At 67.5% G+C, this 24345-nt stretch carries 16 protein-coding genes; 7 read left to right on the plus strand and 9 right to left on the minus strand.

What is annotated here, in order from left to right; all coding sequences use genetic code 11:
* Nucleotide 1: 1 nt before the first annotated feature.
* Nucleotides 2-3382, plus strand: a complete 3381-nt coding sequence (locus LRX77_RS01300) for a DNA polymerase III subunit alpha (protein ID WP_231831032.1) — start codon at nt 2-4, stop codon at nt 3380-3382.
* A gap of 10 nt (nt 3383-3392) precedes the next feature.
* A complete protein-coding gene (locus tag LRX77_RS01305; protein ID WP_231831033.1) occupies nt 3393-4235 on the plus strand; it encodes a GTP pyrophosphokinase in 843 nt (280 codons plus the stop codon).
* Between the two features lie 84 nt (nt 4236-4319).
* Here the strand turns inward: LRX77_RS01305 and LRX77_RS01310 are convergent, their stop codons facing one another.
* The 9 genes from LRX77_RS01310 to LRX77_RS10305 form a co-directional block, all read right to left on the minus strand.
* Nucleotides 4320-5108, minus strand: a complete 789-nt coding sequence (locus LRX77_RS01310; RefSeq protein ID WP_231831034.1) for an isocitrate lyase/PEP mutase family protein — start codon at nt 5106-5108, stop codon at nt 4320-4322.
* Nucleotides 5109-5265: 157 nt separating this feature from the next.
* On the minus strand, nt 5266-5988 hold the full coding sequence (locus tag LRX77_RS01315) for a CE1759 family FMN reductase (RefSeq protein ID WP_158031156.1): 723 nt from the start codon (nt 5986-5988) through the stop codon (nt 5266-5268).
* Between the two features lie 78 nt (nt 5989-6066).
* On the minus strand, nt 6067-6588 hold the full coding sequence (locus tag LRX77_RS01320) for a MarR family winged helix-turn-helix transcriptional regulator (protein ID WP_231831035.1): 522 nt from the start codon (nt 6586-6588) through the stop codon (nt 6067-6069).
* Complete coding sequence (locus tag LRX77_RS01325; RefSeq protein ID WP_231831037.1) at nt 6575-7744, minus strand: LLM class flavin-dependent oxidoreductase; 1170 nt, start codon at nt 7742-7744, stop codon at nt 6575-6577. The genes LRX77_RS01320 and LRX77_RS01325 overlap by 14 nt, the downstream gene beginning before the upstream one ends.
* Nucleotides 7745-8036: 292 nt before the next feature.
* Entirely contained in the window at nt 8037-9188 is a 1152-nt protein-coding gene (locus LRX77_RS01330) for a polysaccharide deacetylase family protein (RefSeq protein WP_231831038.1), read from the minus strand.
* Nucleotides 9189-9215: 27 nt separating this feature from the next.
* Nucleotides 9216-10028: a DNA-formamidopyrimidine glycosylase family protein gene (locus LRX77_RS01335; RefSeq protein ID WP_231831040.1), complete on the minus strand. Its 813-nt coding sequence runs from the start codon at nt 10026-10028 to the stop codon at nt 9216-9218.
* Nucleotides 10028-14806 (minus strand): ATP-dependent helicase, encoded by a 4779-nt coding sequence (locus tag LRX77_RS01340; RefSeq protein ID WP_231831041.1) that lies wholly within the window; start codon nt 14804-14806, stop codon nt 10028-10030. The genes LRX77_RS01335 and LRX77_RS01340 overlap by 1 nt, the downstream gene beginning before the upstream one ends.
* 132 nt (nt 14807-14938) lie before the next feature.
* Nucleotides 14939-15658: a PspA/IM30 family protein gene (locus tag LRX77_RS01345; protein WP_231831042.1), complete on the minus strand. Its 720-nt coding sequence runs from the start codon at nt 15656-15658 to the stop codon at nt 14939-14941.
* A gap of 313 nt (nt 15659-15971) precedes the next feature.
* Nucleotides 15972-18110, minus strand: coding sequence for a TPM domain-containing protein (locus LRX77_RS10305; RefSeq protein WP_269453595.1), 2139 nt, complete (start codon nt 18108-18110; stop codon nt 15972-15974).
* A 238-nt stretch (nt 18111-18348) separates the two neighbouring features.
* On the opposite strand from LRX77_RS10305, the gene LRX77_RS01355 reads away from it, so the two are divergent.
* The 5 genes from LRX77_RS01355 (at nt 18349) to LRX77_RS01375 (ending at nt 24232) form a co-directional block, all read left to right on the plus strand.
* On the plus strand, nt 18349-19227 hold the full coding sequence (locus tag LRX77_RS01355) for a trehalose-phosphatase (protein WP_231831043.1): 879 nt from the start codon (nt 18349-18351) through the stop codon (nt 19225-19227).
* Between the two features lie 56 nt (nt 19228-19283).
* Nucleotides 19284-19940: a TetR/AcrR family transcriptional regulator gene (locus LRX77_RS01360; protein WP_231831044.1), complete on the plus strand. Its 657-nt coding sequence runs from the start codon at nt 19284-19286 to the stop codon at nt 19938-19940.
* A gap of 245 nt (nt 19941-20185) precedes the next feature.
* Nucleotides 20186-21493: a DUF3533 domain-containing protein gene (locus LRX77_RS01365; protein ID WP_231831045.1), complete on the plus strand. Its 1308-nt coding sequence runs from the start codon at nt 20186-20188 to the stop codon at nt 21491-21493.
* A gap of 103 nt (nt 21494-21596) precedes the next feature.
* Nucleotides 21597-22364 (plus strand): endonuclease/exonuclease/phosphatase family protein, encoded by a 768-nt coding sequence (locus tag LRX77_RS01370; protein WP_231831046.1) that lies wholly within the window; start codon nt 21597-21599, stop codon nt 22362-22364.
* A 248-nt stretch (nt 22365-22612) separates the two neighbouring features.
* Nucleotides 22613-24232 carry an L-lactate permease gene (locus LRX77_RS01375; RefSeq protein ID WP_231831048.1) on the plus strand — a complete coding sequence of 540 codons (1620 nt, stop codon included), beginning with the start codon at nt 22613-22615 and terminating at the stop codon, nt 24230-24232.
* Nucleotides 24233-24345 lie beyond the last annotated feature (113 nt).

The following is a 24345-nucleotide window of genomic DNA, read 5'->3' on the forward strand; positions in this document are numbered from 1 at the left end:
CATGCCTCCGTTCACGCATCTGCACGTGCATTCGGGCTTCTCGACACACTACGGCTGCACCGAGCCGAGACGCCTCACCGAGCTGGCGGCGAGCGCCGGCGCCGAGCGTCTGGCGCTCACCGACCGCGACGGCGTCTACGGTGCGGCTGCGCATGTGCAGGCCTGCCGAGACGCGTCGCTCGCGCCGATTCTGGGCGCAGATCTCGCCGTGCACGGCAGCTTCGCCGAGCAGCTGGGCCGTGTCGTGCTGCTCGCCCACGGAGCAGTCGGCCGCAGCGACTCCACGGGGTGGTCGCAGGCTGGGCACGGCGCCGGCTATGCAGCGCTGTGCCGCATGGTGACCGCCGCCCACTTTCCCGGTCAGAGAGCACGTCGTTGTTCGACGCCCTCGCTCAGTCGTGACGCGCTCGGCGAGCTGCTGCGTGAGCGGCCGAATCTGAGTGTGCTGCTCGGCCCCTCCAGCGACGTCGGCCGGCTGGTCGAGGCGCACCGTCTGCCCGAGGCTCTTGCGGCATTGCACGCCTGGTGCCGGCTGGTGCCGCGCGATCTGCTGGCGATCGAGGTGGTGTGCTGGCTGGCCGAGCCCGGTCGGCCCGGCAGTGTCACGCCGGCCACGCGGATGCTCTCGCTGGCCGAATCGCAGGGGCTCACCGCCGTGCTCACCAATCAGGTTCGCTACGGCGAGCCAGACGAGGCCGCCACCGCAGACATCTCAGACTCCGCGCGCACGCTGCTGCCGCTCGACGAGCTCGACCGCGACCGGCGGCTCGCCGCCACCGGGCAGGCGTGGCTGAAGCCGGCAGCTGCCATGCGGCGCATCGCCCGCATGGTCGTCGACGTGAGCGACCACACGACCACCGCCGCAGACCTGCTCACCGCCACCGAGCGTCTCGCCGAACGCTGCATGCTCGACCCCGAAGTCGATCTCGGCTGGGGGCATCCGCGCATGCCCGAGGCCGGCGTGATCGGCATTGACAGAGACCCGATGCGCGCACTGACCGAGCGGGTCCGAGCCGCTGTCCCCGAGCGGTACGCCCAGGCCGACACCGCTCGTCTGCAGGCGGTGCACGACCGTCTCGATCACGAGCTCGCCGACATCGAGACGCTGGGGTTCGCCCCGTATTTTCTGACCGTCGCCAGAGTCGTCGATCTGATTCGCGGCATGGGGGTGCGGGTGCAGGCCCGTGGGTCTGGGGTCGGCTCGATGCTGAACTATCTGCTGCGCATCTCCGGCGTCGAACCACTCGACAACGGGCTGCTCTGGGAGCGTTTCCTCTCGCCCGAACGCCGCACGCTGCCCGACATCGACCTCGATGTCGAGTCTGCTCGGCGCCATGACGTCTACCGGCGCATCTTCGCCGATTTCGGCGAGCAGCGGGTGACGTTGATGTCGATGATGAACACCTATCGCTCGCGCGGCGCAGTGCGCGACGCCGGGCTCGCGTTGGGCATCGAGCCCGGCCGCGTCGACGCGATCGCCAAAGAGCTGTGGCGGTTCAGCGCCGGCAGCTTTCGGCGCGCTCTGGCAGAGAAGCCCGAGCTCGCCGAGTTCGCCGAGCAGGTGCGCACCACTCCACAGCTCGATCTGCTCGTCGACGCCACCGAACGCCTCGACGCGCTGCCGCGGCACATCTCCATGCATCCCTGCGGGGTCATCCTCTCTGATCTGTCGCTGCTCGACCGCACGCCGGTGCAGCCCTCGGGCATCGGGCTGCCGATGTCGCAGTTCGACAAGCACAGCGTCGACCCGATGGGGCTGATCAAGCTCGACGTGCTCGGCGTGCGCATGCAGTCGGCGATGGCCTACGCCGTGCGCGAGGCGAACCGGCTGCACGAGACGCCGATCGATCTCGACGCGCTGCCGCTCGACGACCCGGCCACGTTCGAGACGATTCGCTCGACGCAGACCTTGGGCATCTTCCAGATCGAGTCGCCGGGGCAGATGGAGCTGGTCGGCAAGCTGCAGCCCGAGGTGTTCAACGACCTCACCGTCGACATCAGCCTGTTTCGCCCCGGCCCGATGAAGAACGACATGCCGCTGCAGTATCTGCAGGCTCGACACGGCGAGGTGTCGCCGGCGCGCATCCACCCGCGCATCGACTCGATTCTGCGCGAGACGATGGGCGTCGTGGTCTTTCACGAGCAGGTGATGCGTCTGCTCGACGAGCTCACCGGCTGCGGCCTGGCCAAGGCCGACGTGTACCGGCGGTCGATGGCAGACGACCAGCAGCTCGACCAGATCGAACAGATGGTCTTCGACCAGGCGGCGCGGCGCGGCTTTCCGCCGTCGGTGCTCGACCGCTGCTGGCGAATGCTGCGGGGCTTCGCCAGCTTCGGCTTCGCGAAGGCCCACGGCGCAGCCTTCGCTCTGCCCACCTATCAGTCCGCCTGGCTGAAGACGCATCATCCGGCTGAGTTCCTCGCCGGGCTGCTGACCCACGATCCCGGCATGTGGCCCAAAGACCTGCTGCTCGCCGAGGCACGCCGCCTGAGCATCCCTCTGCTGCCGCTCGACGTGCAGTGCTCCGGGCTCGACTACCGAGTCGAGCGGCTGCCCGAGCCTCAAGACCGGAGTCTCGGCATCCGCGTGCCGGTGACCGAGCTGATCGGCAGCGCCCGGGCCGAGCAGGAGCGCCTGGTCGCGCATCAGCCGTTCGCGAATCTGCAAGACTTCCGCGATCGTGTGCGTCCGCGTCGCAGCACGTTCGAAGCGCTGGCCAGAGTCGGCGCACTCGACGCGTTCATCGGGCACGATTCCCGACGACGTCATGAGCTGCTCGCTCAGATCAGATCGATCACCGCCGCACCGATACGCATTCCCGCCCAGCAGCTGGCCTTCGACCTCGATCTGCCGACCTCGCCGCATCCCGAGGTCACCGCGATCGACCTGCGCACCCCCACCCAGACCGATCTCGAGATCGAGCATCTCGGCGTCGGCGTCGGACACCATGTGATCACCCGCTTCCACCCGCTGTTCCGACGACTCGGGGTGACCCCGGCGCGAGATCTCGTCGGGCTGCCAGGAGGCACCGAGGTGCTGGTCGCCGGGGTGCGCAGAGCGACGAACACTCCCCCGATGCGCGGCGGCCGACGCGTGGTGTTCGTCTCGCTCGACGACGGCACCGCAGTGAGCAACATCGTCTTCTTCCACGACGCCCAGGAGCGCATCCGCAGCGGGGTCTTCCGCACCCAGTTCATGCTCGTACGCGGAGTCACCCGGCGCAGCGGGGCGAAGGGCATCAGCGTCACCGGTTCGATGGCTTGGAATCTCGTCGATGTGCAGGCGCAGCACGATGTGCAGGCGCAGCAGCAGCCCGGTGCCGGGCATCCGAGATCGTTGCAGCCGCGCGATCCACAGTCGCTGCAGAGAACGGCAGGCTAACGTGTATTCCATGAACGCTGACTATGAGCTCGTGCCTCGGCTCACGAATCAGAACCTGGCTCGGCTGGGAGACGACGACGTCGCTCATTGGCGTCAGCTCAGAGAGCAGTTCACCGGTTTTCTGCTGCAGTACAAGTTCGCCATCGACGAGGTGCTCACCAAAGTGAACATTCTGCGCGATGAGTTCGCGCATCTGCACAGTGAGAACCCCATCGAGCATGTGAAGTCCCGACTCAAGTCGCCCGAGAGCCTGCTCGACAAGATCGAGCGCAAGGGCATCGCCCCCGACTTCGACTCCATCCGCGCCGAGATCACCGACATCGCCGGCGTGCGCATCACCTGCAGCTTCGTCTCTGACATCGAACAGGTCTACCGCGCCCTGCTGCGCCAAGACGATCTCACCGTGCTGCAGGTCAAAGACTATGTGCACCAGCCCAAGCCCAACGGCTACCGCAGCCTGCACATGATCGTCTCGGTGCCGGTGTTCCTCTCATCGGGAACGGTTCCGGTGACGGTCGAGATTCAGATTCGCACCATCGCGATGGATTTCTGGGCGTCGCTCGAGCACAAGATCTACTACAAATACCGCCATGACGTGCCCGAGCAGATTCGACGCCAGCTGCACGAATCGGCCCAGACGGCGACCGAACTCGACGAGCTGATGGCCGATCTGCATCAGCAGGTGCACGGCCTCGACGACGCCGAGACGATCGACGATCCCGATCTGTTCCACTCGCATCCGCGCGACAGCCATGCAGCGAACAGCACCGAGACGCCCGGGCTGCCGCTGCACAACCATCTGATCAACCGCCTGGCCCATCTGCGAGACCGATACGGCCAAGACGCGACCTGATCAGTCAGCCGTCTGCGAGACAGACGCGCACTGCTCGGCCCAGCTCACTCAGCTCACTCAGATCGCCCAGATCGCCCAGCTCACTCAGTTCAGCTCGGGCGTGTCTTCGGGAATCACACCGTCGCCGTAGAGACTCGTCGCCAGATCGCGCAGCGCGCGCAGCGCATGCCGCTGGGTCATCGGCCCATATGAGATGCGAGCGACGCCGAGCTGCTCGTATTCTGCTGCGCTCAACGCGCCCGGCAGCCCGATCACGCTGAGACGGCCTCGCCCGAGGCCATCGACCAGTCGTTCGGTGGTCTCACGATCGAGCACTCCGGGCACGAACACCAGTGCCGCACCGGCCTCCAAATAGGCGCGGCCTCGGGTCACCGCATCGTCGATGATCACGTCAACGGGTCGGTCGCCACCGAGCACGAACGCATCGGTACGAGCGTTGAGCTGAAAGTCGACCCCGGCTGACCCCGCAGCTGCGACGACGCGGCGCACCGTCTCGACCGACGTCTCGAACGGCCGCAGACGATCTTCGATGTTCGCGCCCACCACGCCCACATCGATCGCACGGCGCACCGTCTCGGCGGCATCACCGTGCCCGTCGTCCAGATCAGCGCTCACCGGCAGCTCGGTCGCAGCCACGATGCGCGCAGTGGCTGCGAGCAGCAGATCAAGCGGAATCTCACCATCGGCATAGCCGTGACTCGCTGCGATCGAGTGCCCGGCGGTCGCCAGGGCCTTGGTCTCGGGCAGGTCTGCGACCACTGTGGCGGTGACCGCGTCCCAGACGTTCACCACCTGCAGGATGCCCGGGTCGCGATGCAGCGCACCCAACGTCTCGGCCCTGCGCGCGGTCTCGGCTCTCGTCGTCTCGCTCATGGTCGGTTCCTCTCGTCGGAGTCCGGCCGATCCGGTCGTGTCGGCCGGGGTCGAGCCGATGTCCCGGCCCGTTGCCACGAGACTAGCGACCGGTCGCCCGGCGAACCGCATTGCTTCCTCCCAGCGCGAACACCGTATACGTCGCCGAACGGCAGCGTCACTGCCCACCGGCAGCCAGCCGCATCAGGTCAGAGTCGAAGTCGAGCCCGGCAGCATCCCCTGCACTAGTCTTGCCCCTCACTGCCGCCGTCTGCTCGGCGACCGATCCGAACTCATGCTGGTAGTGCTGCCAACCGCTGCTGGTGATCGCCCGCGCGACGTCGCTCGCCAGCAGCACGACCAGTTCGCTTGCCGCGCGATCAAGCCGCCCGCCCAGACTCGCCGAGCCCCAGTCTTCAGATGTGCTGAAGACCGAGGTCGGAATCGTCAGCGTGCGGAAGAACGCCATCGTCGAACGCAGCTGCTCGTCGACCACGAGCGCGTGCCGCGCAGTGCCGGCCGTGGCCAGCAGCGCGGTCGGCTTCGCCAGCAGCAGGTCTTGGTCGAGAATGTCGAGAAAGCTCTTGAGCAGCCCGCTCATGCCGGCTTTGTAGATCGGCGTCGCGACCACGATCGCATCCGCTGTGGCCAGCCGATCGATCGCCTGTGCGATCTCGACGCTCTGCAGACCGCTGATCATCGCCTGCACGATCTGCTGTGCCAGCGGGCGCAGCTCGATCTGACGCACCTCGACGGTGACCTGCGCCGCCTCGGCTCGCTGCAGCACCCGCCGCACGAACTGATCGGCCAGAAGATGCGTCGACGACGGCTGCGACACCCCGGCGCTGATCACCACGATCTGCCGGGTGCGCCCGGTCGCCTCGTCTTTCTGCGGTTCCATCGTTCTCACCTGTTCTCTCTCACTCTGCTGACTCGTCTCGCTGTGCTGAGTCGTCTCGCGCACGACCATTCCCCCGGCTCATGCCTCGCCGTCTTCGGCAGCCGAACGTGCCAGCCGCGCCGCCAGATCGCGCAGCTGCTCCAGCTCCGCGTCGCTCAGCGCCGCCGTCAGACGGTCGGCCACCAGTCGTGCATGCCGTCGGCCGACCATCCGCTGCACTCGGTTTCCCTCTGCAGTCAGCGTGACGCAGACCCGCCGGCTGTCGTGCGGCATCCGCTCGCGACCGACCAGACCACGGCCGACCAGCCGCTCGATCAGGCGCGAGAGGGTCGGTTGCGTGAGCATCACACTCGCGTTCAGTTCGCCCATGCTCAGCCCGTTCGGCTCTTTCGCCAGGGTGTAGAGCACGTCGTACTCGCTCAGCGACACCTGCTGCCAGATGTCGTCGGCCTCGAAGGCGTGCAGCAGTCGTCCCTGAGCGCGAAAGAGCGCCTCCCACGCCTCGTTCGCGATGCGCACCGACCGGCGCGCCGACCGGTGCGCGCCGCCTCGGCCGGCGACAGCACCGGCGCCGGTCGCGAACGGCTCACCGGCGCACATCGTCGGTGTCCTGGTAGGGCGAGCCACCGGTGACGTTGTCGCCGCGGTTGGCGTTCGGGCGCGGCTGGCGCGGTTCGGCGTCGCCGTACTTCGCACGCACCAGAGACGCGTGCGTCGGCGCGTCGGGCACACCTGGAGCGCGCAGCGCCGCCAGCTCGCGACGCAGCACGGGCACGACCTCGCCGCCCAGCAGCTCGAGCTGGTCGAGCACGGCTGTCAGGGGCAGCCCCGCGTGATCCATCAGGAACAGCTGACGCTGGTAGTCGCCGAACGACTCCCGGAACGTGAGCGTCTTGTCGATGACCTCCTGCGGGCTGCCCACGCTGAGGGGCGTCTGACTGGTGAAGTCCTCCATCGTGGGCCCGTTGCCGTAGACCGGCGCGTGGTCGAAGTACGGCCGAAACTCGCGGATGGCATCCTGCGAGCGTTTCGCGATGTAGGCCTGACCGCCGAGTCCGACGATCGCCTGGGCCGCCGTGCCGTGCCCGTAGTGCTCGAAGCGCTGCCGGTACATGCGGATCAGCCGCATGTAGTGCTCTTTGGGCCAGAAGATGTTGTTGGCGAAGAAGCCGTCGCCGTAGTAGGCCGCCTGCTCGGCGATCTCTGGTGTGCGAATCGAACCGTGCCAGACGAAGGGCGGCACGTCGTCGAGCGGCCGCGGCGTCGAGGTGAATCCCTGCAGCGGCGTGCGGTAGCTGCCCTGCCAGTCGACGACGTCCTCTCGCCACAGCCGGTGCAGCAGGTTGTAGTTCTCGAGCGCCATGGGCAGAGACTCGCGGATGTCTTTGCCGAACCAGGGGTAGACCGGCGCGGTGTTGCCGCGGCCGAGCATCAGATCCATGCGTCCGTCAGAGACGTGCTGAAGCATCGCGTACTCCTCGGCCAGTCGCACCGGATCGTTCGTGGTGATCAGCGTGGTCGAAGTGCTCAGCACGATGCGCTCGGTCTGCGCCGCGATGCTGGCGAGCAGCGTGGTCGGCGACGACGAGAAGAACGGCGGGTTGTGGTGCTCGCCGATCGCGAAGACGTCCATGCCGACCTCTTCGGTCTTCTTCGCGATGGTCACCGCGGCCTTGATGCGCTGCGCCTCGCTGGGGGTCTCGCCGCTGACCGGGTCGCGCGTGATGTCGCTGACCGAGAAGATTCCGAACTGCATGTCTGCCGCCTCTCATCGTGTGGCCGGTGGATGCCGTGGTGCTGCGGCGATCTCGTCGATCGATGCGCTGTGCCTCGATTCGTCGGCCTGGTGTCATTCTACTTGTCTCTGCAACTTATGCAACTGAATAGATATTCCCGCAGATGAGCGACGACGAACCGCAGACGATGCCTTGCACACTCACCCGGCCCATGCATCCGCTCGCGGTATTCGTCAGTGGTGGGCGAACGACGCACACAGCAGCAGAGTATGCCCAGCCACACGGCGTGCGCGCGCTGAGCTGTCACTGCGGTCACTGAGAGAGCACGGCCTTCACCGTCGCGAGCTTCGTGCCGTAGTCGATGCGCACGCGAGGCAGGGCGAGCTTGTCGCTGCCCTGATGCACGGTGCCGCCGGCGACGGTGACCGCGAGATCGAATCCCGCCTGCCGCACCCCCTGCTCTGCGACGGCGTTGTGATGGCCGAAAGGGTATGCGACGACCTCTTTGACCCCCAGGATGTCAGCAGAGGTCTGCAGATCCTGCGCCACGACCTGCGCCGACTCGTTCACCATGCGCCCTCTGCCGTTCGCACCGGCGCGGTGCATGTCGTCCGTGTGCGAGCGCTGCAGCACGAAGCGGTTGGGCGCCGCATCGGTGCGAGCACTCGTGATCACGAACGAGGTGGTCATCACCTTGTACCGCTCGACGATCGGCGCGGCAAGGTCGATCCATGATGAGTCGGCGTCGTCATCGGTGACGATCACCGACTTTCGAGGCAGGGCGAGGCGCCCGTCGACGAACGCGTCGAGCTCGTCCCAGGTCGGCAGGTAGTAGTCGTTCTCAGAGATATAGCGAATGTGCTCCTCGAAGTCTCCGATGTACGCGTAGTTCAGACGCAGCCAGCCGCTCTCGCCCTCCGGCTTCGTCGTGAACTGGTGATACATCAGAATCGGCACCCGCACGTCGGCCGCACGCACCGCATCCGGCGTCTGCCACGCGGCATGCAGGGTGCGCTCGCCGTCAGTGCAGTCGACCAGATGCGCCCCGTTGACCCGGGCGCGCTGATCGGCGGATGCGGCGCTCACGTCATCGGCGTACCACCCGGCGAACACCCACCCGGTTCGACTCGGCACCGGCAGGTCGTGGTAGAGCTCTCCGACGGTCTCGGGCACCTCTGGCTCGTGCACGTCTTCGCCGGCGAACGAGACCGTGCAGAGGCCGGCGTCGTCGACACCGTCGCTTCTCGGTTCCGCCGTCGAATCCGGCGCGTCGGCGCCGGCAGCTGCGAGGGCGGCATCCCGGGCAGGCTGCGACGACACGGTGCCGGTGCTCGGAATGAGCGCGCCGACGATCAGCAGCACCGCCGCGAGGGCGACGAGGGCAGCCGTCAGCAGACGAATCGAGGCGAGCCGATGCCGCCCGCGGGCATGTCGATGCGGTCTGCGTCGATTTGGCTTGCTCATTCGGTCTCCCCCTTTACCCGAGTGCCGTCACGCACCGGGCCACCCACAGTCTGCCACCACCGGCTGACACTTCGGGCACCAGTAGACATCGCGCAGCCGGGTCGCATCGGCGCCGAGACGGTCGAAGCGAATCTCTGCCCCGCAGCGTCGACAGGGCAGCCCGGCGCGAAAGCAGACATAGAGACGTTCGCCGCGCCGACGGTTGCCAGTCGTGGTGCGTTCGACGCGGTCGCGGTTCGCGCGGATCATCCGCGCGCCGAGACGCAGCATCGCCACGGCGTCGACCTGATTCGCCGGGGTGTGCGGGTCGATGCCGCGCAGAAAGCAGATCTCATTGCCGTACTCGTTGCCGAACCCGGCCACGGTGCGCTGATCGAGCAGGGCGACGTGCACCGGGCGTGCGTCGGCGGCCAGGCGCTCGGCGGCGATCTCGAGCCCGCCGTGATCCCACTGCGGCTTCAGCGGGTCGGGCCCGAGCAGGTCGGTCAGCAGGTGCTCTTCGGCGCGCGGCACGACGCGCACCTCGGCGAGTTCGAAGCCGACGGTCACGATCGTCTCAGTGGCGAGTACCGCCCGTGCCTGATAGCCGGGTGAACGCCAGCGCTGACCGGGACGGTACCGATCCCAGTGCCCTTCCATGCGCAGATGGGAGTGCAGCGTGTAGTCGCCGATGCGATGCAGGAGGTGCTTGCCATAGCAGGTGACCTGCTCGACCCGGCATCCGGTCAGATCGACCGTGGCCGACCGCGGCACGCGCACGTCGAACCGGGTGAGCGTCTGCCCGCGCAGCGCGTCGTCGAGCAGCCGGGCGGTGCGGTAGACGGTATCGCCTTCGGGCATCAGCGCACCCTCCTGCGCAGAATCAGGCCTCGCGGCGTCTCTTCGAACCCGGCGTCGAGCAGCGGCCGTCGCCAGATCGAGCCGCCGACGGGTTCGCCGTCGACCTTCAGCACGGTGAACGTCGCCAGGTGCCGGCTCTGCACCGTGTCGACCAGAGAGCGCGCTGCGGTCTCGCGCAGCGTCTGCCGCGCCGCCGACTCGTCGGGTGAGTCTGCATCGGCCGGAACGAACGAGACGGCGGTGCGCCCGCCTCGTTCGAGATACAGCACGGGCTCGCCGTCGACGATGGTGACCAGCGCGCCGGGGTTGCGCTTCGGGCGGCCTGCGCCGGAGGGGCCGTCGTCAGGCCAGGGCAGCGACGCCCCGAACGGGTTCGCCGGGTCGGTCGCCGAGAGCGTCAGCGACTGACCCGATGACGATGCATGCTGATCGGCGAACTCCCGCAGCCGGTCGACGGTGCCAGATGCGGCGAACTGCGCCCCGCCGAGCCCGTCGACCAGATAGCCGCGCCGGCAGTAGCCGCTGCGCTCGAACTCGGCGAGCAGCTGATAGACCTGAGCGAAGCCTCCGGGAAAGCCCTCGGCCATGACCGATCCACGCGTCACGACCCCGTACCGGTCGAGCAACAGCCCCGCCTGCGCCGAGAGCCGTTCGGCGCGTTCGGCGGTGCTGTGCGGCACCAGCGCCCAGCGCCCGGCCAGCCGCGGCTCGGTCGCGGCGGCCTGCGCGGCCCCGGTGCGCATGGCAGGGTCGCGCTCGTCGCCGACGACCTGGCCGTGGGCTCTGGCGTCGCGCACCCGCGCGAACGCGCCCCGGCGGATGCTGCGGCCGACACTCGGGCGATGTCGCGTCTTCTGGGCGGCATGGGTTCCGCCGACCGTCGCCCGCAGCGGGCCGAGACTGTCGGTCGTGATCGCCCCAGACCAGGCGAGCTCCCAGACGGCATCGGTCAGCTGCTCGGTCGTGAAACGGGCGCCCCGTGCGATCAGGTGCTGCCGAAGCTGGTGGGCGAAGAGCGCACCGTCGTCATTCAGCACCTCGGCGATCAGCTGCGGCAGTCCCGACAGGCCGGCGCCGGTGCCGCTCGCGTCACTCGCCTGATCGCCGTCGTCTGCGATGCGTCTGGTGAGATCGAGCGCGTCGGCCAGGTGCAGGCTGACGCGCCCGTCATGCCCGGGCAGGTCTCCCTCGCCCACCCAGAGCACCTGCCCCGAAGCGATCAGCTCGTCGAGCATCGCAGGCGCATAGTCGACGACGCGCTGCGGCAGCACCATCGTCTCGAGCGTCGACGCCGCCAGGGGCAGACCGGCGAGCTGCTCGATCACCGAGAGCAGACCGTCAAGCCCCCGCTGCTGGTTCGTACACCCCTGCCAGTCGCTCAGGAACATCGAAAAGGCGCGCTGCGGCACCGGCTCGATGCTGCCGCGCAGATTCGCCAGGCTGCGCGACCGCAGGCGGCGCAGCACGTCGCGATGCACCCACTCGACATCTGCGTCGTCATCAGCGCCCGCGGCAGCTGCTGCGTGCTGCGGTCGGAACCGACCGCGCAACAACAGCCCCTCGACGACCAAGCGCTCCAGGGCACCCCGCACCACCGCCGTGCCCAGGCCGAAGCGCGCAGCCGCCGACGCAGCGGTGAACGGCCCGTTGGTGGCGGCCCAACGCACGATCAGTTCGCGCAGCGGGTCTGAGACGGGCTTCATGTACGCCTCTGCGACACCGACCGGGAGTGCAGTGCCCAGCGCGTCGCGCAGCAGACCGGCGTCTTCGACGGCAGCCCAGCGATCGATGCCGGCGACGCGCACACAGATCACCCGTCGTGCGTTCTCGAGTTCGCCCAACAGCTCGGCTGCCGCAGGCGACGCCGCCGCCAGACGGGCGCACACCTCTGCCGTGCTCAGCGGCCCGAGCATCCGCAGCAGGTCGGCGACGCCCTCGCCGCCGTGCACGCGAAAGGCGGGCGACGTGCGCTGCAGCTCGGCCTCGACGTCGGTCACCGCGTCGGCGTCGAGCAGCTCGCGCAGCTCCACCTCGCCGAGCAGCTCGCGCAGCAGGTGCGGGTCGACCGTGAGCGCGGCGATGCGACGCTCGCCCAGCGGCTGGTCGCCCTCGTACATGAACTCGCCGACATAGCCGAAGAGCATCGACCGGGCGAAGGGCGAGGGCAGCTCGCAGGCGACCTCGCGCAGACGCACGCGACGCGAGTCGACACGCTGCATCAGACCGACGAGCGCGTCGATGTCATAGACGTCTTGCAGACACTCGCGCACGGTCTCGAGCACGATCGGAAACTGCGGATGCCGTGCGGCGATCTCGAGCAGTCGGGCCGAACGCTGGCGCTGCTGCCACAGCGGTGACCGGCTGCCGGGTTTGGACGCCCCGAGCAGCAGCGCTCTCGCGGCGCACTCGCGAAAGCGAGCTGCGAAGAGCGCAGACCCGCTCACCTCTGCGGTGACGATCGAACGAATCTCTTCGGCGTCGAAGACGAAGAGCTCGGCGCCCGGCGGCGTGCTCTCGGTGTCGGGAATGCGCACGATGATGCCGTCGTTGCTCGCGATGGCGCTGCCGTCGATGCCGAGCTGCTCGCGCACCCGTGCGTTGACGGCGAGTGCCCAGGGCGCGTGCACCGCCTGCCCATACGGCGATTCGAGCACCAGGCGCCAGTCGCCCACGTCGTCTCGAGTGCGCTCGATCGTGAGTGCACGATCGGTCGGCACCAGGCCGGTCGCCTCGCGCTGCTCGGCCAGATAGGTCAGGGCGTTGCGCACCGCGCGCTGGTCGAGACCGGCGCGCTGCAGCCGTTCGGCGGCCCCTGCGTCTTCGAGCCCGCGCAGCATCTCGCCGAGGGCCTCGCCGAGCTCGGCGGGCCGTGCGGCGCTGTCGCCGCGCCAGAACGGCATGCGCCCGGGCTGACCGAAGGCGGGCACGACGTTCACGCGGTCATGCGTGATCTCACGGATGCGCCAGGAGGTCGTACCCAGCGTGAAGACGTCGCCGACCCTGGACTCATAGACCATCTCTTCGTCGAGTTCGCCGACTCGGGTGCCGTCGTCTTCGTCGCCGCCCATCGCCACGACGCGGAACAGCCCGCGATCGGGAATCGTGCCGCCGCTGGTGATTGCGAGCCGTTTGGCCCCGGGCCGTGCTTCGAGCGTGTGCTCGTCACGATCCCACAGCACGCGCGGCCGCAGCTCGGCGAACTCGCTCGACGGGTAGCGGCCGCTGAGCAGATCGAGCGTGGCCTCGTAGGCGCTGCGCGGCAGCGATGCGAACGGTGCCGCCCGCCGCACGGTCTCGTACCAGACTTCGACGTCGAGCGTGGCGACCGAGGCTGCGGCGACGGTCTGCTGAGCGAGCACGTCGAGGGGGTTGCCCGGCATGCGCAGGTGCTCGATCTCGCCGCCGAGCATGCGTTCGGTGATGATCGCCGTCTCGAGCAGCTGCTGACGATGCGTCGGGTAGAACACGGCCCGTGAGACGCCGTCGACCTGGTGCCCGGCTCGGCCGACCCGCTGCAGACCACTGGCCACCGACGGCGGAGCGTCGATCTGCACCACCAGATCGACGAGCCCCATGTCGATGCCGAGCTCCAGGCTCGACGTGGCCACCACGCAGCGCAGTCTGCCGGTCTTGAGCGCTTCCTCGACATCGGCACGCTGATCTTTCGAGACCGACCCGTGGTGCGCCCGAGCCAGCGGTTCGACCTCGGCTGCGGGGTCTCGCCCGTGGGCGTCCAGCTCGTTGAGACGCGTGGTGAGACGCTCGGCCAGACGTCGCGAGTTGGTGAACACGATCGTCGAGCGCACGCGGTGAATGCGTTCGAGCAGCGAGGCCTCGATCGCAGGCCACATCGAGCCCACCCGGTGCTCGCCGTCGCCGGTCGTCTCGCCGTCGGCACCCGTCGATGCATCGTTCTCGGGCAGCGGCGGGTTCGACATGTCGTCGACGGGCACCTCGACCGTCAGGTCGAACCTCCGTCGGCGATCGGGCGCGACCACCTGCACCGGGCGCGACCCGCCGAGGAATCTCGCGACGGCATCGATCGGACGCACCGTCGCGCTCAGACCGATGCGCTGCGGCGAGGTCTCGAGCAGCCCTTCCAGGCGCTCGAGCGAGAGAGCGAGATGCGCCCCGCGCTTGTCGTCAGCGAGTGCGTGAATCTCGTCGACGATGACCGTGTGCACCGTTCTCAGGGTTTCGGCCGCCTTGCTGGTGAGCATGAGGTAGAGCGACTCGGGTGTGGTGATCAGCACATCAGGCGGGTGCGCCACGAGACGACGCCGCTCTTTCGGCGTCGTGTCGCCTGAGCGCACCCCGACGCTGATCTGCGGCCGTCGCTCGCCGAGCCGCTCGGCTGCCTGCGCGATGCCAACAAGCGGTGCGCGCAGATTCCGCTCGACGTCGACGCCCAGCGCCTTCATCGGCGAGATGTAGAGAATACGCACCCCAGGCTCAGGCGCTGCGGATGCCGGATGCGGCCCGTTGTCAACGCCAACCGCGGCTGTGTCCGCCGACGCCGCCCCCTCGCGATGCTCGCGAACCAGACGATCGATCGACCACAGGAACGCAGCCAGCGTCTTGCCAGAGCCGGTCGGCGCGACCACCAGCGTGTGGCGTCCTGCGGCGATCGAGGCCCACGCTCCGCTCTGCGCTTCGGTCGGCCGGCTGAAGGCTGCGCTGAACCATGCGCGGGTGGGCGCCGAGAACTCGGTCAGCTCCGGCACCGGCGCCGCATTCGGCGATTCCGACAGGCTGCTGGATGAGACACGAGACGACATGCTGTCATCCTAGGCGCCGGTACCGACACGCCACCGGGTCACCGGCCAGTCTCGCAGACAGGTCACCGGATGCCTCCGTGTGCGACTGGCCACGATGCGCCGCGCGACAAACGCGACTGGGGGTGGTCTGCGTCAGGAGTCCTGGTCGGCCTTCAACGCGGCGAGACGCGCCTCGACCTCCGCCTGCGTGCCCAAGTCGTCGAGCGAGGCGAACTGCGCATCGAGACTCGACGCGGCCAGCTCGTTCTGCCCGATCACGCGTGACTCTTCCCTGCGGATCTTCTCTTCGAACCGATTGATCTCGCTGGTAGGGTCAAAGACGTTCACACTCTTGAGGGCGTCATGCACCTGCGACTGCGCCTCGGCGCTCTTCTTGCGCGCGATCAGCTCGTCGCGCTTCGAACGCAGCTGCTCGAGCTTCGTGCGCATCGCGTCGAGACCCGACTTGAGTTTGTCGACGACCTCATTCTGGCTGGCGATCGAGGGCTCGGCGGCTCTTGCCTCCTGCTCGGCCTGGATCTGCCGCTGCAGCGCGACCTTGGCCAGGGCGTTGAATCGTTCTGCACCGGACACATCACCCGCCGCACTGAGTTCGTCGGCCTTGACGCTGGCGGCTTTGGCCTTCGTGCCCCATTCCTGCGCAGCACGGACATCCTCAGCGTGATCCTGCTCGAGCAGTCGCAGATTGCCAATCGTCTGCGCGATCGCGTTCTCAGCGTCTGTGATGTTGTCGGTGAAATCACGCACCAGCTGATTGAGCGCGACTTCCGGGTCTTCGGCGGAGTCGATCAGTGCGTTCAGATTCGCCTTGATCAGTTGACCGATTCGACCGAGGATGGACTGCTTCGCCATGATGGGTGGTTCCTTTCGTCGTGCTGCATGATTCGTCATGCTGCATTGGTTCCGGCATTGGCACCAGCATCAGGTTACAGGCGTGCTCCGACGCCAGAGCAAGGCGAACTGCTGTGCACTCGTTGTGCATCACCTTTGCCCAGCGCGCCTGCCGCCCTTCGGTTCGCCATCCTGGCCCGCCTGTCTGAGCTCAGCAGTGTGCATGGGGTCGCCAGTGTGCATGGGCTCGACCGCGTGCACGACGTCGACCGCGTGCATGACCTGCCTGGATCGCACATCCCGATGCCACGAATCCCGATGCCACAGCCGGTCGTCAGAACCGCCCGCCTCCGCCACGCCCGCCGCCGAAGCCACCACCCCCGGCACTCCCGCCGAACCCGCGACCGTCGCCGAAGCCACCACCAGCTCCACCGCCGAAGCCTCCCCCAGCTCCGCCGCCGAAGCCACCACCGTTCCGGGATCCGTTGCCGTAGCCTCCGCCGGATCCTCCCCCTCGACCGCCGTTGAGCAGCCCGCCGATGATGATGCCGCCGAGCACGGCTCCCCAGTCGGTGTCACCACCACGGCCTCCGCCTGAACCGCCTCCGCGGCCATCCGAGTCGAAACGGTCATCGGAGCCGCGCACGTCCTGCTGCGCGGCGTCCAGCGCCTGCTCGCCGCGCATCCGTGCCTGCTGGGCGGCCGCCAGGGCTTGGGCAGGCGCCTGCGTCTCGAGCGACTGAGCATCTGCCAATGCCCGTTCGGCTTCTGAGAGACGCGTTCGCGCCGTGGCGCCGATGACTCCGCGCCTGGTGGTGATGAAGTCGTGCACAGTGGCGATCAGCGCCTGCGCCGCTGGAATCTGCTGCGCGAGCTGCGACCGTACACGATCGAGCTCAACGACCCTCTGGGAGGCCAGCTGCATTGCAGACGTCAGCTTCGCATCCGCTGCCAGCACGCTGTTCATCGTGCTGCGCGGTCGACGCGTGCCATCGGAGGCCATCGCCTGCTGCGCCTCGTTCAGGCATGCGTCGAACTCCGCAGATCGCGCCGCAGCGGGAACGCCTTGCGCCGCAGCGACATCCTGCCGCAGATCAGCCACCACCGACGGCAGCTGTCGCAGTGCAGCGCTCAAATCCTGCTCAGCGACGCCGACGGCCGACAACAGGTCGTCTGCCTGCCCCAGACTCTGCTGGGCGGCACGCACGTCTGACGCGGCCGACCCCGTGGGCGAGGCTAACGCTGCTCCCGCAGCCGAAAGATGCTCTTCGGCGAAGCCAGCCAGCGAGACGACCTGGTCGACGTTGCCCTCGATCATGTCGGTCTCGGCGGGGTCATAGACCGTGCGCAGTCTCGCCAGTCGCGCACGCGCGTCAGGAACTCGGGCACGTATCTCGTCCAGGCTGTGGTGCAGCTGCGGGAGCAGATGTGCGGCCTGCGCATCCAGCTGGCGAAACTGTTCGAATTCCTCGCTGCAGGAGTCGAGTTCTGCATCAGACTGCTGCACGAGCTGCAGGATTCGCTGAGCCCAGGATCGCCGCTCATCCTCCGTGTCGGGAATCGCGTCATCGAGCTTCTGCCGGAGCGCGAATGCCTCGCTCAAGTTGCGCTTGGCCTGGTCGAGCGCACGCGAGAAGCGCTGTGCCGCCTGCTCGCCGTACTGGGCGATCGCGAAACCGAGTTCCTGCTCATTGGTCTTCACCGCATCATCCAGCCGCACCAGTGCGCTGCCCGACTGGCGTTCCAAGTCGTGCAGCTCCTGCTGCCTGACCCGCTGCGTCTGGCGATCACGGCGACGTCGACGCAACCGCAGCACCAGTACGATGCCGAGGGCGACGACGGTGATCACGGCCACCGCGATCACGAATGGCCACGCCGAGACGGGCTGCTTCACCGTGCCGTCGGCGGCAAGATCAGCGGATGCCGCAGCGTCGAGCCCGGTGACGAGCGCGAGCGTCGCTCCCGCCCAGTCGTCATCGGCGAGGGACGAGGTCATGCGTGTCTCTATGGTCGCGATGTCGCTGTCGGAGATCGGGAAGGCATCGGCGACGGTGAGACTGTACAACCGTTGATCGACCGCCACGCCGAAGACCCCGTCGTCATCGCCCAGCTGGTTCACAGTCGCCGTTCGCTGCGTCCACTGCTGTCTGTCCGATGGCGATTCGAAGGTCTCGACGAAGGCGACGAGCAGATGGATGCCATGGTCACGCGCCAGCCCGGTCAAAGCTTCGCTGATCTGCTGTTCGTCACTCGCCGAGAGCACGCCGGCGGTGTCGACGATCGACGACGCGCCGAACGTCGGAGGCTCTTCGGCCTGCGCGGGGGTCGCCCCCGCCGAGACGGCGGTCGCCCACAGCGCCAGCAGGCCGAGAACGGCGACGGTCTTCGCGCGCCGCAGGGAAGCCTCCCGCAGCCACCGGCGAAACCACCTGCAAAACGCTGCCTGCCCGCGCGGCCCTGCGCTGCCTGGCAACGCGCCACTGTGTGCTGCTCTGCCCAGCTCTGCTCTGCCCAGCTCTGCTCTGTTTGGCACTGCTCTGATCGATAACTCGCTCTTCACCGGCAACGGATCCTCTCGGGTCAATGCAGTCCGCCAGACTCGACGACAGCGCGTGCACGTCACCTGATGCGACGTCGCTGCCCGGTCAGTTTAGGCGATGACCTCGGCAGCGGGCTGTGCACACGACGAGGTCAGCGAGCACAATGGGATCATGACCACTCCCACCGCCCCATTCGGTCTGCTGCTCGATGTCGACGGCCCGATCGCCAGCCCGGTCACGCGCACGCTGCACCTGCCTGAGATCGCCCAGCGACTCGTCTGGCTGGCCGACCACGATGTGCCCATCGCCTTCAACACCGGGCGCTCCACCGATTTCGTCAGCGAGCAGATCGTCCCCGAGCTGGCAGACGCGGGACTGCGCGACAGTGCTCGCCCCCTGGTCGTCATCGGTGAGAAGGGCGCCGTCTGGGCACGCATCGGCCCAGCAGGTCTGCGCGATCTGCGCGTCGACGAGACGATGCGGGTGCCAGAACCCGTGATCGACTTCGGGCGGTCAGCGGCCGCCGGGGAGTTCGCTGCAACGATGTTCTTCGACGACACCAAGCGCACGATGCTCTCCGTCGAGATGATCGCCGGCAGCGACCACGGTGCATTCCTCCGGCAGCGCGACGCCTTGGTGCGCCAGCTTGCTGCGCTCTGCGACAGACTGGGCGCCCATGATCTGCGCATCGACCCGACGGTGATCAGCTGCGACGTCGAAGTCGAGCGCAGCGGCAAGGCTCTCGGCGCCGAGCGAGCGCTGCAGATGCTCGGCGATGACGGGCCGCTGCCAGATCGATGGTTCACCGTCGGTGACTCGCGCAGTGACTATGCCATGGCCGACTGGCTGTATGCGCAGGGCTACCAGCCCACGCATGTCGACGTACAACCCGGTGATCCGCAGACGACCGGCGCGCGCCCAGACGGCACGCTCGAGAAGCCCTATCCGGTTCTGCTCATCGCCGACCCGGCGCATCCCCAGCGCATTCTCACAGACGATGACGCCGGGGCCGCACTGCTGGGGCGCTGCGTCGAGAGCTGCACCGTCTGACAGAAACGATGACCGGACGCCTTGACTGGATTTTTTACACTTGATAAGTTCTTTACATGCGTAAAGATCATGTGCATGAGGATGCCACGGCGAGTGCACGCGGAGGAAGCCGCTCACGTGACATCCTGCTCGCTGCCGCAAGTGACCTCCTCGACGAGCGCGACCCGAGCGACATCTCGGTGACCGACATCGTGAACGTCGCCGGCGTCACCCGCCCCACCTTCTACCAGGCCTTCGGCGACCTGCCCACGATCTTCGCTGCAGCCGCCATGGCCCGCCTGCGCGTGGCCTTCGTCGCGGTGCGACACGATCTGAAACCCGGAGAAGAGATCGCCGACGCCATGCACGAGGCGTTCGCCACCGTGCTGAACACCGTGCTCGACCACGGAGCGTTCTTTCTACGGGTCTTTCACGGCCCAGGAGGCGACCGTGTCGTCGCAGCCTTCACCAATTTTCTCGCCCAGCGCATCAGTGCAGACACGCCGATCGCAGACGCGCTGGAGACCTCACCGCTGCCAGCTTCGACCACCAGCCATGCACTCTCTGCCGGGCTCATCTGGATGCTGATCGACTGGCTCCAGGCCGACGACCGCTGCGACGTGCCCACGATTGCCCGGCAGATGCGCGAATACCTCACGCGCTGCGTGATCGGCGGCCTTGCCACTCCGGGGCCCAGCGCAGTCCTCCGTCTCGCGTCGCAGCACTCGCCGTAGCAGCCAGACCATACCCGTTCCGCAGGGCGAGCATCCTGCTTCCGGCACCGCCGCTCACCCCAGACATCTCACCCCAGACATCTCGTCCCAGCCTTCCCCGCAGCACAGCCTTCCCCGCAGCACAGCGCGGCGCAAGGCTGCTCAGCATGCCCCGCCGCAGCGTCCCCAGCCGACCCTCATCGCCGGTTGCTGACTCATCTTCACTCGTCTCACTCGTCTCATTTCTCATTCGAAAGCGCAGGATCATGCCGACACACTCCACCCCGAAACCTCCCGCGCATCGCGGCCCCCTGATGTGGGCCGCGCCCACGGTCGTCGTCTCCATCGTGATGGCCGTCCTCGCCTTCATGTACCTCGCCTCGAACATCAACGCGGCCGACAACCTGCATGACTTCCCGATCGCCGTCGTCGACCAGGACTCCGGCACGACCCTCGCCGACGGGGAGCATTTCGACGCCGGCGCACAGATCGCCCAGGGCATCGTCGACGGCATCGACAGCGACCAGTTCAGCGTGGCCGAGATCACCCTCGACGAGGCGCAGCAGCGCATGTCTGCCGGAGACCTCTATGCGGCGATCGTGCTGCCCGACGACTTGAGCCAGCAGCTGACCGCCTGGGGTGCCGGTACGCTCTCGGCCACTCCGGTGACGCAGCCGAGCGCCACTGTGCTCGTCAACCCCCGCAACGGCAGCGGAGGCGCATCGATCGGCACACGAGTCGGCGAGCAGGCGCTGGCCCAGGCCAACTCCGCGCTCGGCAAGCAGCTCACCACTGTGGTGGAGCAGCAGAGCGCCGCCCTCCAGACATCGCTCACCGGCACGGCCCAGGCCGCCCTCGCGCAGCCCCTGCACGTCGACGTCCAGATGTACAACCCGCTGCCTTCGGGAACCGGCGACGGCCTCGCCGCGTTCTTCTTCGCCCTGCTGCTGGTGCTCGCGGGCTTCACCGGCTCAATGGCAGCGAGCACCGTGATCGACTCGATGCTCGGCGCCACGCCGAGCGAGATGGGGCCGGCCTACGGCTTCCAGCCGTTCGCCGGTCTGAGTCGGCTCCGCACACTTGCGCTCAAATGGGGCGTGATGACCCTGATCTCTCTGGTCGTCGCCACCCTCTTCGTCATCATCAGTCAGGCCGTCGGCATGCCCGTCGACCATCCGTGGACTCTGTGGTGCCTCAGCCTGCTGATGATTCTCGCGGTCTCGCTGGTCGCACAGACCGTGCAGGCCCTGCTGGGCAGCGCCGGCCTGCTGCTCAACTTGTTCATCTTCATCATTCTGGGCCTGCCGAGCTCTGGAGGCACCGTCCCCCTCGAGGCCCTGCCCGGATTCTTCCGCTGGCTGGCGGGCTTCGAGCCACTGCACCAGATCTACGTCGGCGTGCGCTCCGTGCTGTTCTACGACGCGGCGTGGGATGCCGGCCTCGGGCATGCGGTCGTCACCGGATCATCGGCGATCGTCGTCGCGCTGATCATCGGCGTCGTCGGCATGAGGTTCTATGACCGTCATGGTGACTCGCGAAACCCCCGTCTGGCCCTCGCAGCTGCGGCACTGTGACGATCTGGTGAATTCACAGCACATTGCGGCCACAGAGCACCCGGTCCGGCTATTCGAACGGTAGTGTGAGAGAGGTTCCACCCTTTGGAGGCAAACTGTCGTGATGAACGTCGTCAGCTACAACCTGCGCAAGAACCGTGCTCTGTGCGAGCTCGATGATCTGACCAGTCGATTCGATCCCGACGTGCTGTGTCTGCAAGAGTGCGACATCGACTCCCTGCCGACCGAGATCGGGTCGCTGCGACTCGCAGAGGCGACCCGCGGCAATCGGCTCGGCATCTCGGTGTTCTATCGCGCCGATCGCTTCCGGCTGATCGACTCGCAGACGCACCAGCTCAAGAAGTCGCTGCACGACCGCGTCGCCGCTCCCGCGCACGAACGCCTGGTCGCGACCCGCCTGATGGATCTCACCCGCGATCGCGAGCTGATGGTCGCATCCTTTCACGGGGCCCCGCTCACCGCGCTCAACTCGCTGCGACGCAACCAGATTCGCACGTCGTTCGAACGACTCGCGCAGTTCGGTGCCGGTCTGCCGTCGCTGATGGTCGGCGATTACAACTATCCGTTCTTCCAGCGTCACCTGCAGCAGCGCGTGCGCACGCACGGTTACGAGCTGACCGCAACCGAGCAGCGCACCTATCAGCGCTATCGCATCTTCCGCGGCCGCTACGACATGGCGACGTCGACCGGCTTCACGGTCAATCGCGTCACCTCGCTGCCGCAGGGGCTCTCAGATCATCACCCGATTCTGGTGAACGCCTCGTACGACGACTCGAGTGCCAGCACTCAGACGCTCACCAGTGTCGCGACGAAATCTGGTCACGGCCCCAAGAGCAACACTCCTGCCACGTTCGTTCCCGGTCTGGCCTGAGCCGCTCACTGCCTCCCAGCCTCGGCCATTCGGGCTTTCGCATCGCACCCGAGCCGCGCCCGAGAGAACGAGTGAGGTCTGCCTCGCCCCATCGGCGTGCAAGTGACGGTATTGTGTCATGTGGTCCTGATGTGGTCTGACCACAAATGCCACCACTGGCACCCGACCGATCCTGACGACGACGTCGCTCATCCCCAGACTGAACGGCGCTCGTGTGTGCTGTCCAGCATGCACGAAAGGCCCCTGTCATGTGGATACAACCGCTTGATCCGACCGGCAATCTCGCTCTCTCAGCGGGACTCGCCGCTGTACCGGTGATCTTCTTTCTGGTAGCACTGGTCGGCTTCAAGATGAAGGGCACCACCGCTGCGGCGATCTCGGCCGTGCTCGCCATCATCGTGGCGTTCGTCGGCTTCGGCATGCCGGCGGTGGCCATCGGCGGCGCCGCCCTCGACGGTGTGCTCAACGGCCTGTGGCCGATCGGCTACATCATTCTGATGGCGGTGTGGCTCTACAAACTCGCCGTGCGCAGCGGCAAGTTCGACATCATTCGCAACAGCATCTCGGGCATCGCCGCCGACCAGCGCATCCAGGTGCTGCTGATCGCATTCTGCTTCGGAGCATTTCTCGAGGGCGCGGCCGGCTTCGGCGTGCCGATCACGATCTGCGCCGCGCTGCTGGTGACACTGGGCTTTCCCGGGCTGAAGGCTGCCGTGCTGGCACTCATCTCGAACGCCGCGGCCGGTGCCTTCGGCGCCATCGGCATTCCCGTGATCATCGCCGCACGCCAGGGCGACGTCCCGATCCCCGAGCTGTCGGGCATGATGGTGGTGGTCGGTCAGCTGCCCACGATCATCATCCCGTTCCTGCTGGTCGCCATTCTCGACGGCTTCCGCGGCATCCGCGAGGTGCTGCCCGCCCTCATCACCGTGGTCGTCGCGTTCAGCGGCTCGCAGGCCCTGCTGCTGCTCGTGCTGGGCCAGCCCGACCTCGCCGACATCATCCCGTCGATCGTCGCTCTCGCCGCCCTCGCCGTGCTGTCGCACTTCTGGAAGCCGAAGCGCACCTTCCGCATGCCCGGTGCTCCCGAGCCGATCAGCGAGCACTACACCCCGCGTCAGCTGGTCAGCGCCTGGTCGCCGTTCCTGTTTCTGACCGTGCTCATTCTGATCTGGAGCGCCCCCTTCTTCACAAACCTCTTCGATCGGTCGAAGGGTGGCGCACTCTCTGCGCTGAGCGTGCCGGTTGCGATCCCGGGTCTCGACGGCCAGGTCATGGCTGCAGGTGCGGATGCACCGATGACTGCGGTGTGGACGTGGTCGCCGATCGGCGCCGCCGGAACCGCGATTCTGGTGTCAGTGCTGCTCACCGCGCTGACCAGCAGCGCACTCTCCTGGAAGCAGGTCGGCGAGGAGTTCATCGCATCGGTCAAGATGCTCTGGCAGCCGATCCTGCTGATCCTGCTCATCATGATCGTCGCCTATATCGCAAACTTCTCCGGCGGCTCGACCACCATCGGCCATGCCCTGGCAAGCGTCGGCGCGCTGTTCCCGCTGCTCTCACCGGTGATCGGCTGGCTGGGTGTGTTCATCACCGGCTCGGTCGTCAACAACAACACGCTCTTCGCTCACCTGCAGTCGGTGACGGCAACCGAGATCGGCACCGATCCGACCCTGCTGGTCTCGGCGAACGTGGCCGGCGGCGGCATCGGCAAGATCGTCTCGCCGCAGTCCATCGCCGTCTCATCTGCCGCGGTCGGTCTCGCAGGCAAGGAGTCGGCGATCATGCGCGCCGCGCTCCCATACAGCCTCGGGCTGCTGGTCGTGCTGTCGCTGTGGGTCTACGCACTCTCGCTGTTTCTTCGCTGAGCATGCCGACCGTGCACCCGCGGCCCTGTCGCCTCGGCAGGCGCCGCGGGAATCTGCACGCACCGTAGACTGGCCGTGGTCGGCTGCACCCCGGGAGCCGGCTCCCCCGCTCT

Source organism: Pseudoclavibacter sp. 13-3 (genome assembly GCF_021168475.1).
Lineage (GTDB): Bacteria > Actinomycetota > Actinomycetes > Actinomycetales > Microbacteriaceae > Pseudoclavibacter_A.

Excerpts from the sequence above, each read along its gene's own strand:
- LRX77_RS01370 (WP_231831046.1), top strand. The coding sequence starts at position 21,597 with ATGAACGTCGTCAGCTACAACCTGCGCAAGAACCGTGCTCTGTGCGAG.
- LRX77_RS01320 (WP_231831035.1), bottom strand. The coding sequence starts at position 6,588 with ATGTGCGCCGGTGAGCCGTTCGCGACCGGCGCCGGTGCTGTCGCCGGC.
- LRX77_RS01365 (WP_231831045.1), top strand. The coding sequence starts at position 20,186 with ATGCCGACACACTCCACCCCGAAACCTCCCGCGCATCGCGGCCCCCTG.
- LRX77_RS01325 (WP_231831037.1), bottom strand. The coding sequence starts at position 7,744 with ATGCAGTTCGGAATCTTCTCGGTCAGCGACATCACGCGCGACCCGGTC.
- LRX77_RS01345 (WP_231831042.1), bottom strand. The coding sequence starts at position 15,658 with ATGGCGAAGCAGTCCATCCTCGGTCGAATCGGTCAACTGATCAAGGCG.
- LRX77_RS01300 (WP_231831032.1), top strand. The coding sequence starts at position 2 with ATGCCTCCGTTCACGCATCTGCACGTGCATTCGGGCTTCTCGACACAC.
- LRX77_RS01305 (WP_231831033.1), top strand. The coding sequence starts at position 3,393 with ATGAACGCTGACTATGAGCTCGTGCCTCGGCTCACGAATCAGAACCTG.
- LRX77_RS01335 (WP_231831040.1), bottom strand. The coding sequence starts at position 10,028 with ATGCCCGAAGGCGATACCGTCTACCGCACCGCCCGGCTGCTCGACGAC.
- LRX77_RS01330 (WP_231831038.1), bottom strand. The coding sequence starts at position 9,188 with ATGAGCAAGCCAAATCGACGCAGACCGCATCGACATGCCCGCGGGCGG.
- LRX77_RS01360 (WP_231831044.1), top strand. The coding sequence starts at position 19,284 with ATGCGTAAAGATCATGTGCATGAGGATGCCACGGCGAGTGCACGCGGA.
- LRX77_RS01340 (WP_231831041.1), bottom strand. The coding sequence starts at position 14,806 with ATGTCGTCTCGTGTCTCATCCAGCAGCCTGTCGGAATCGCCGAATGCG.
- LRX77_RS01310 (WP_231831034.1), bottom strand. The coding sequence starts at position 5,108 with ATGAGCGAGACGACGAGAGCCGAGACCGCGCGCAGGGCCGAGACGTTG.
- LRX77_RS01355 (WP_231831043.1), top strand. The coding sequence starts at position 18,349 with ATGACCACTCCCACCGCCCCATTCGGTCTGCTGCTCGATGTCGACGGC.
- LRX77_RS01315 (WP_158031156.1), bottom strand. The coding sequence starts at position 5,988 with ATGGAACCGCAGAAAGACGAGGCGACCGGGCGCACCCGGCAGATCGTG.
- LRX77_RS01375 (WP_231831048.1), top strand. The coding sequence starts at position 22,613 with ATGTGGATACAACCGCTTGATCCGACCGGCAATCTCGCTCTCTCAGCG.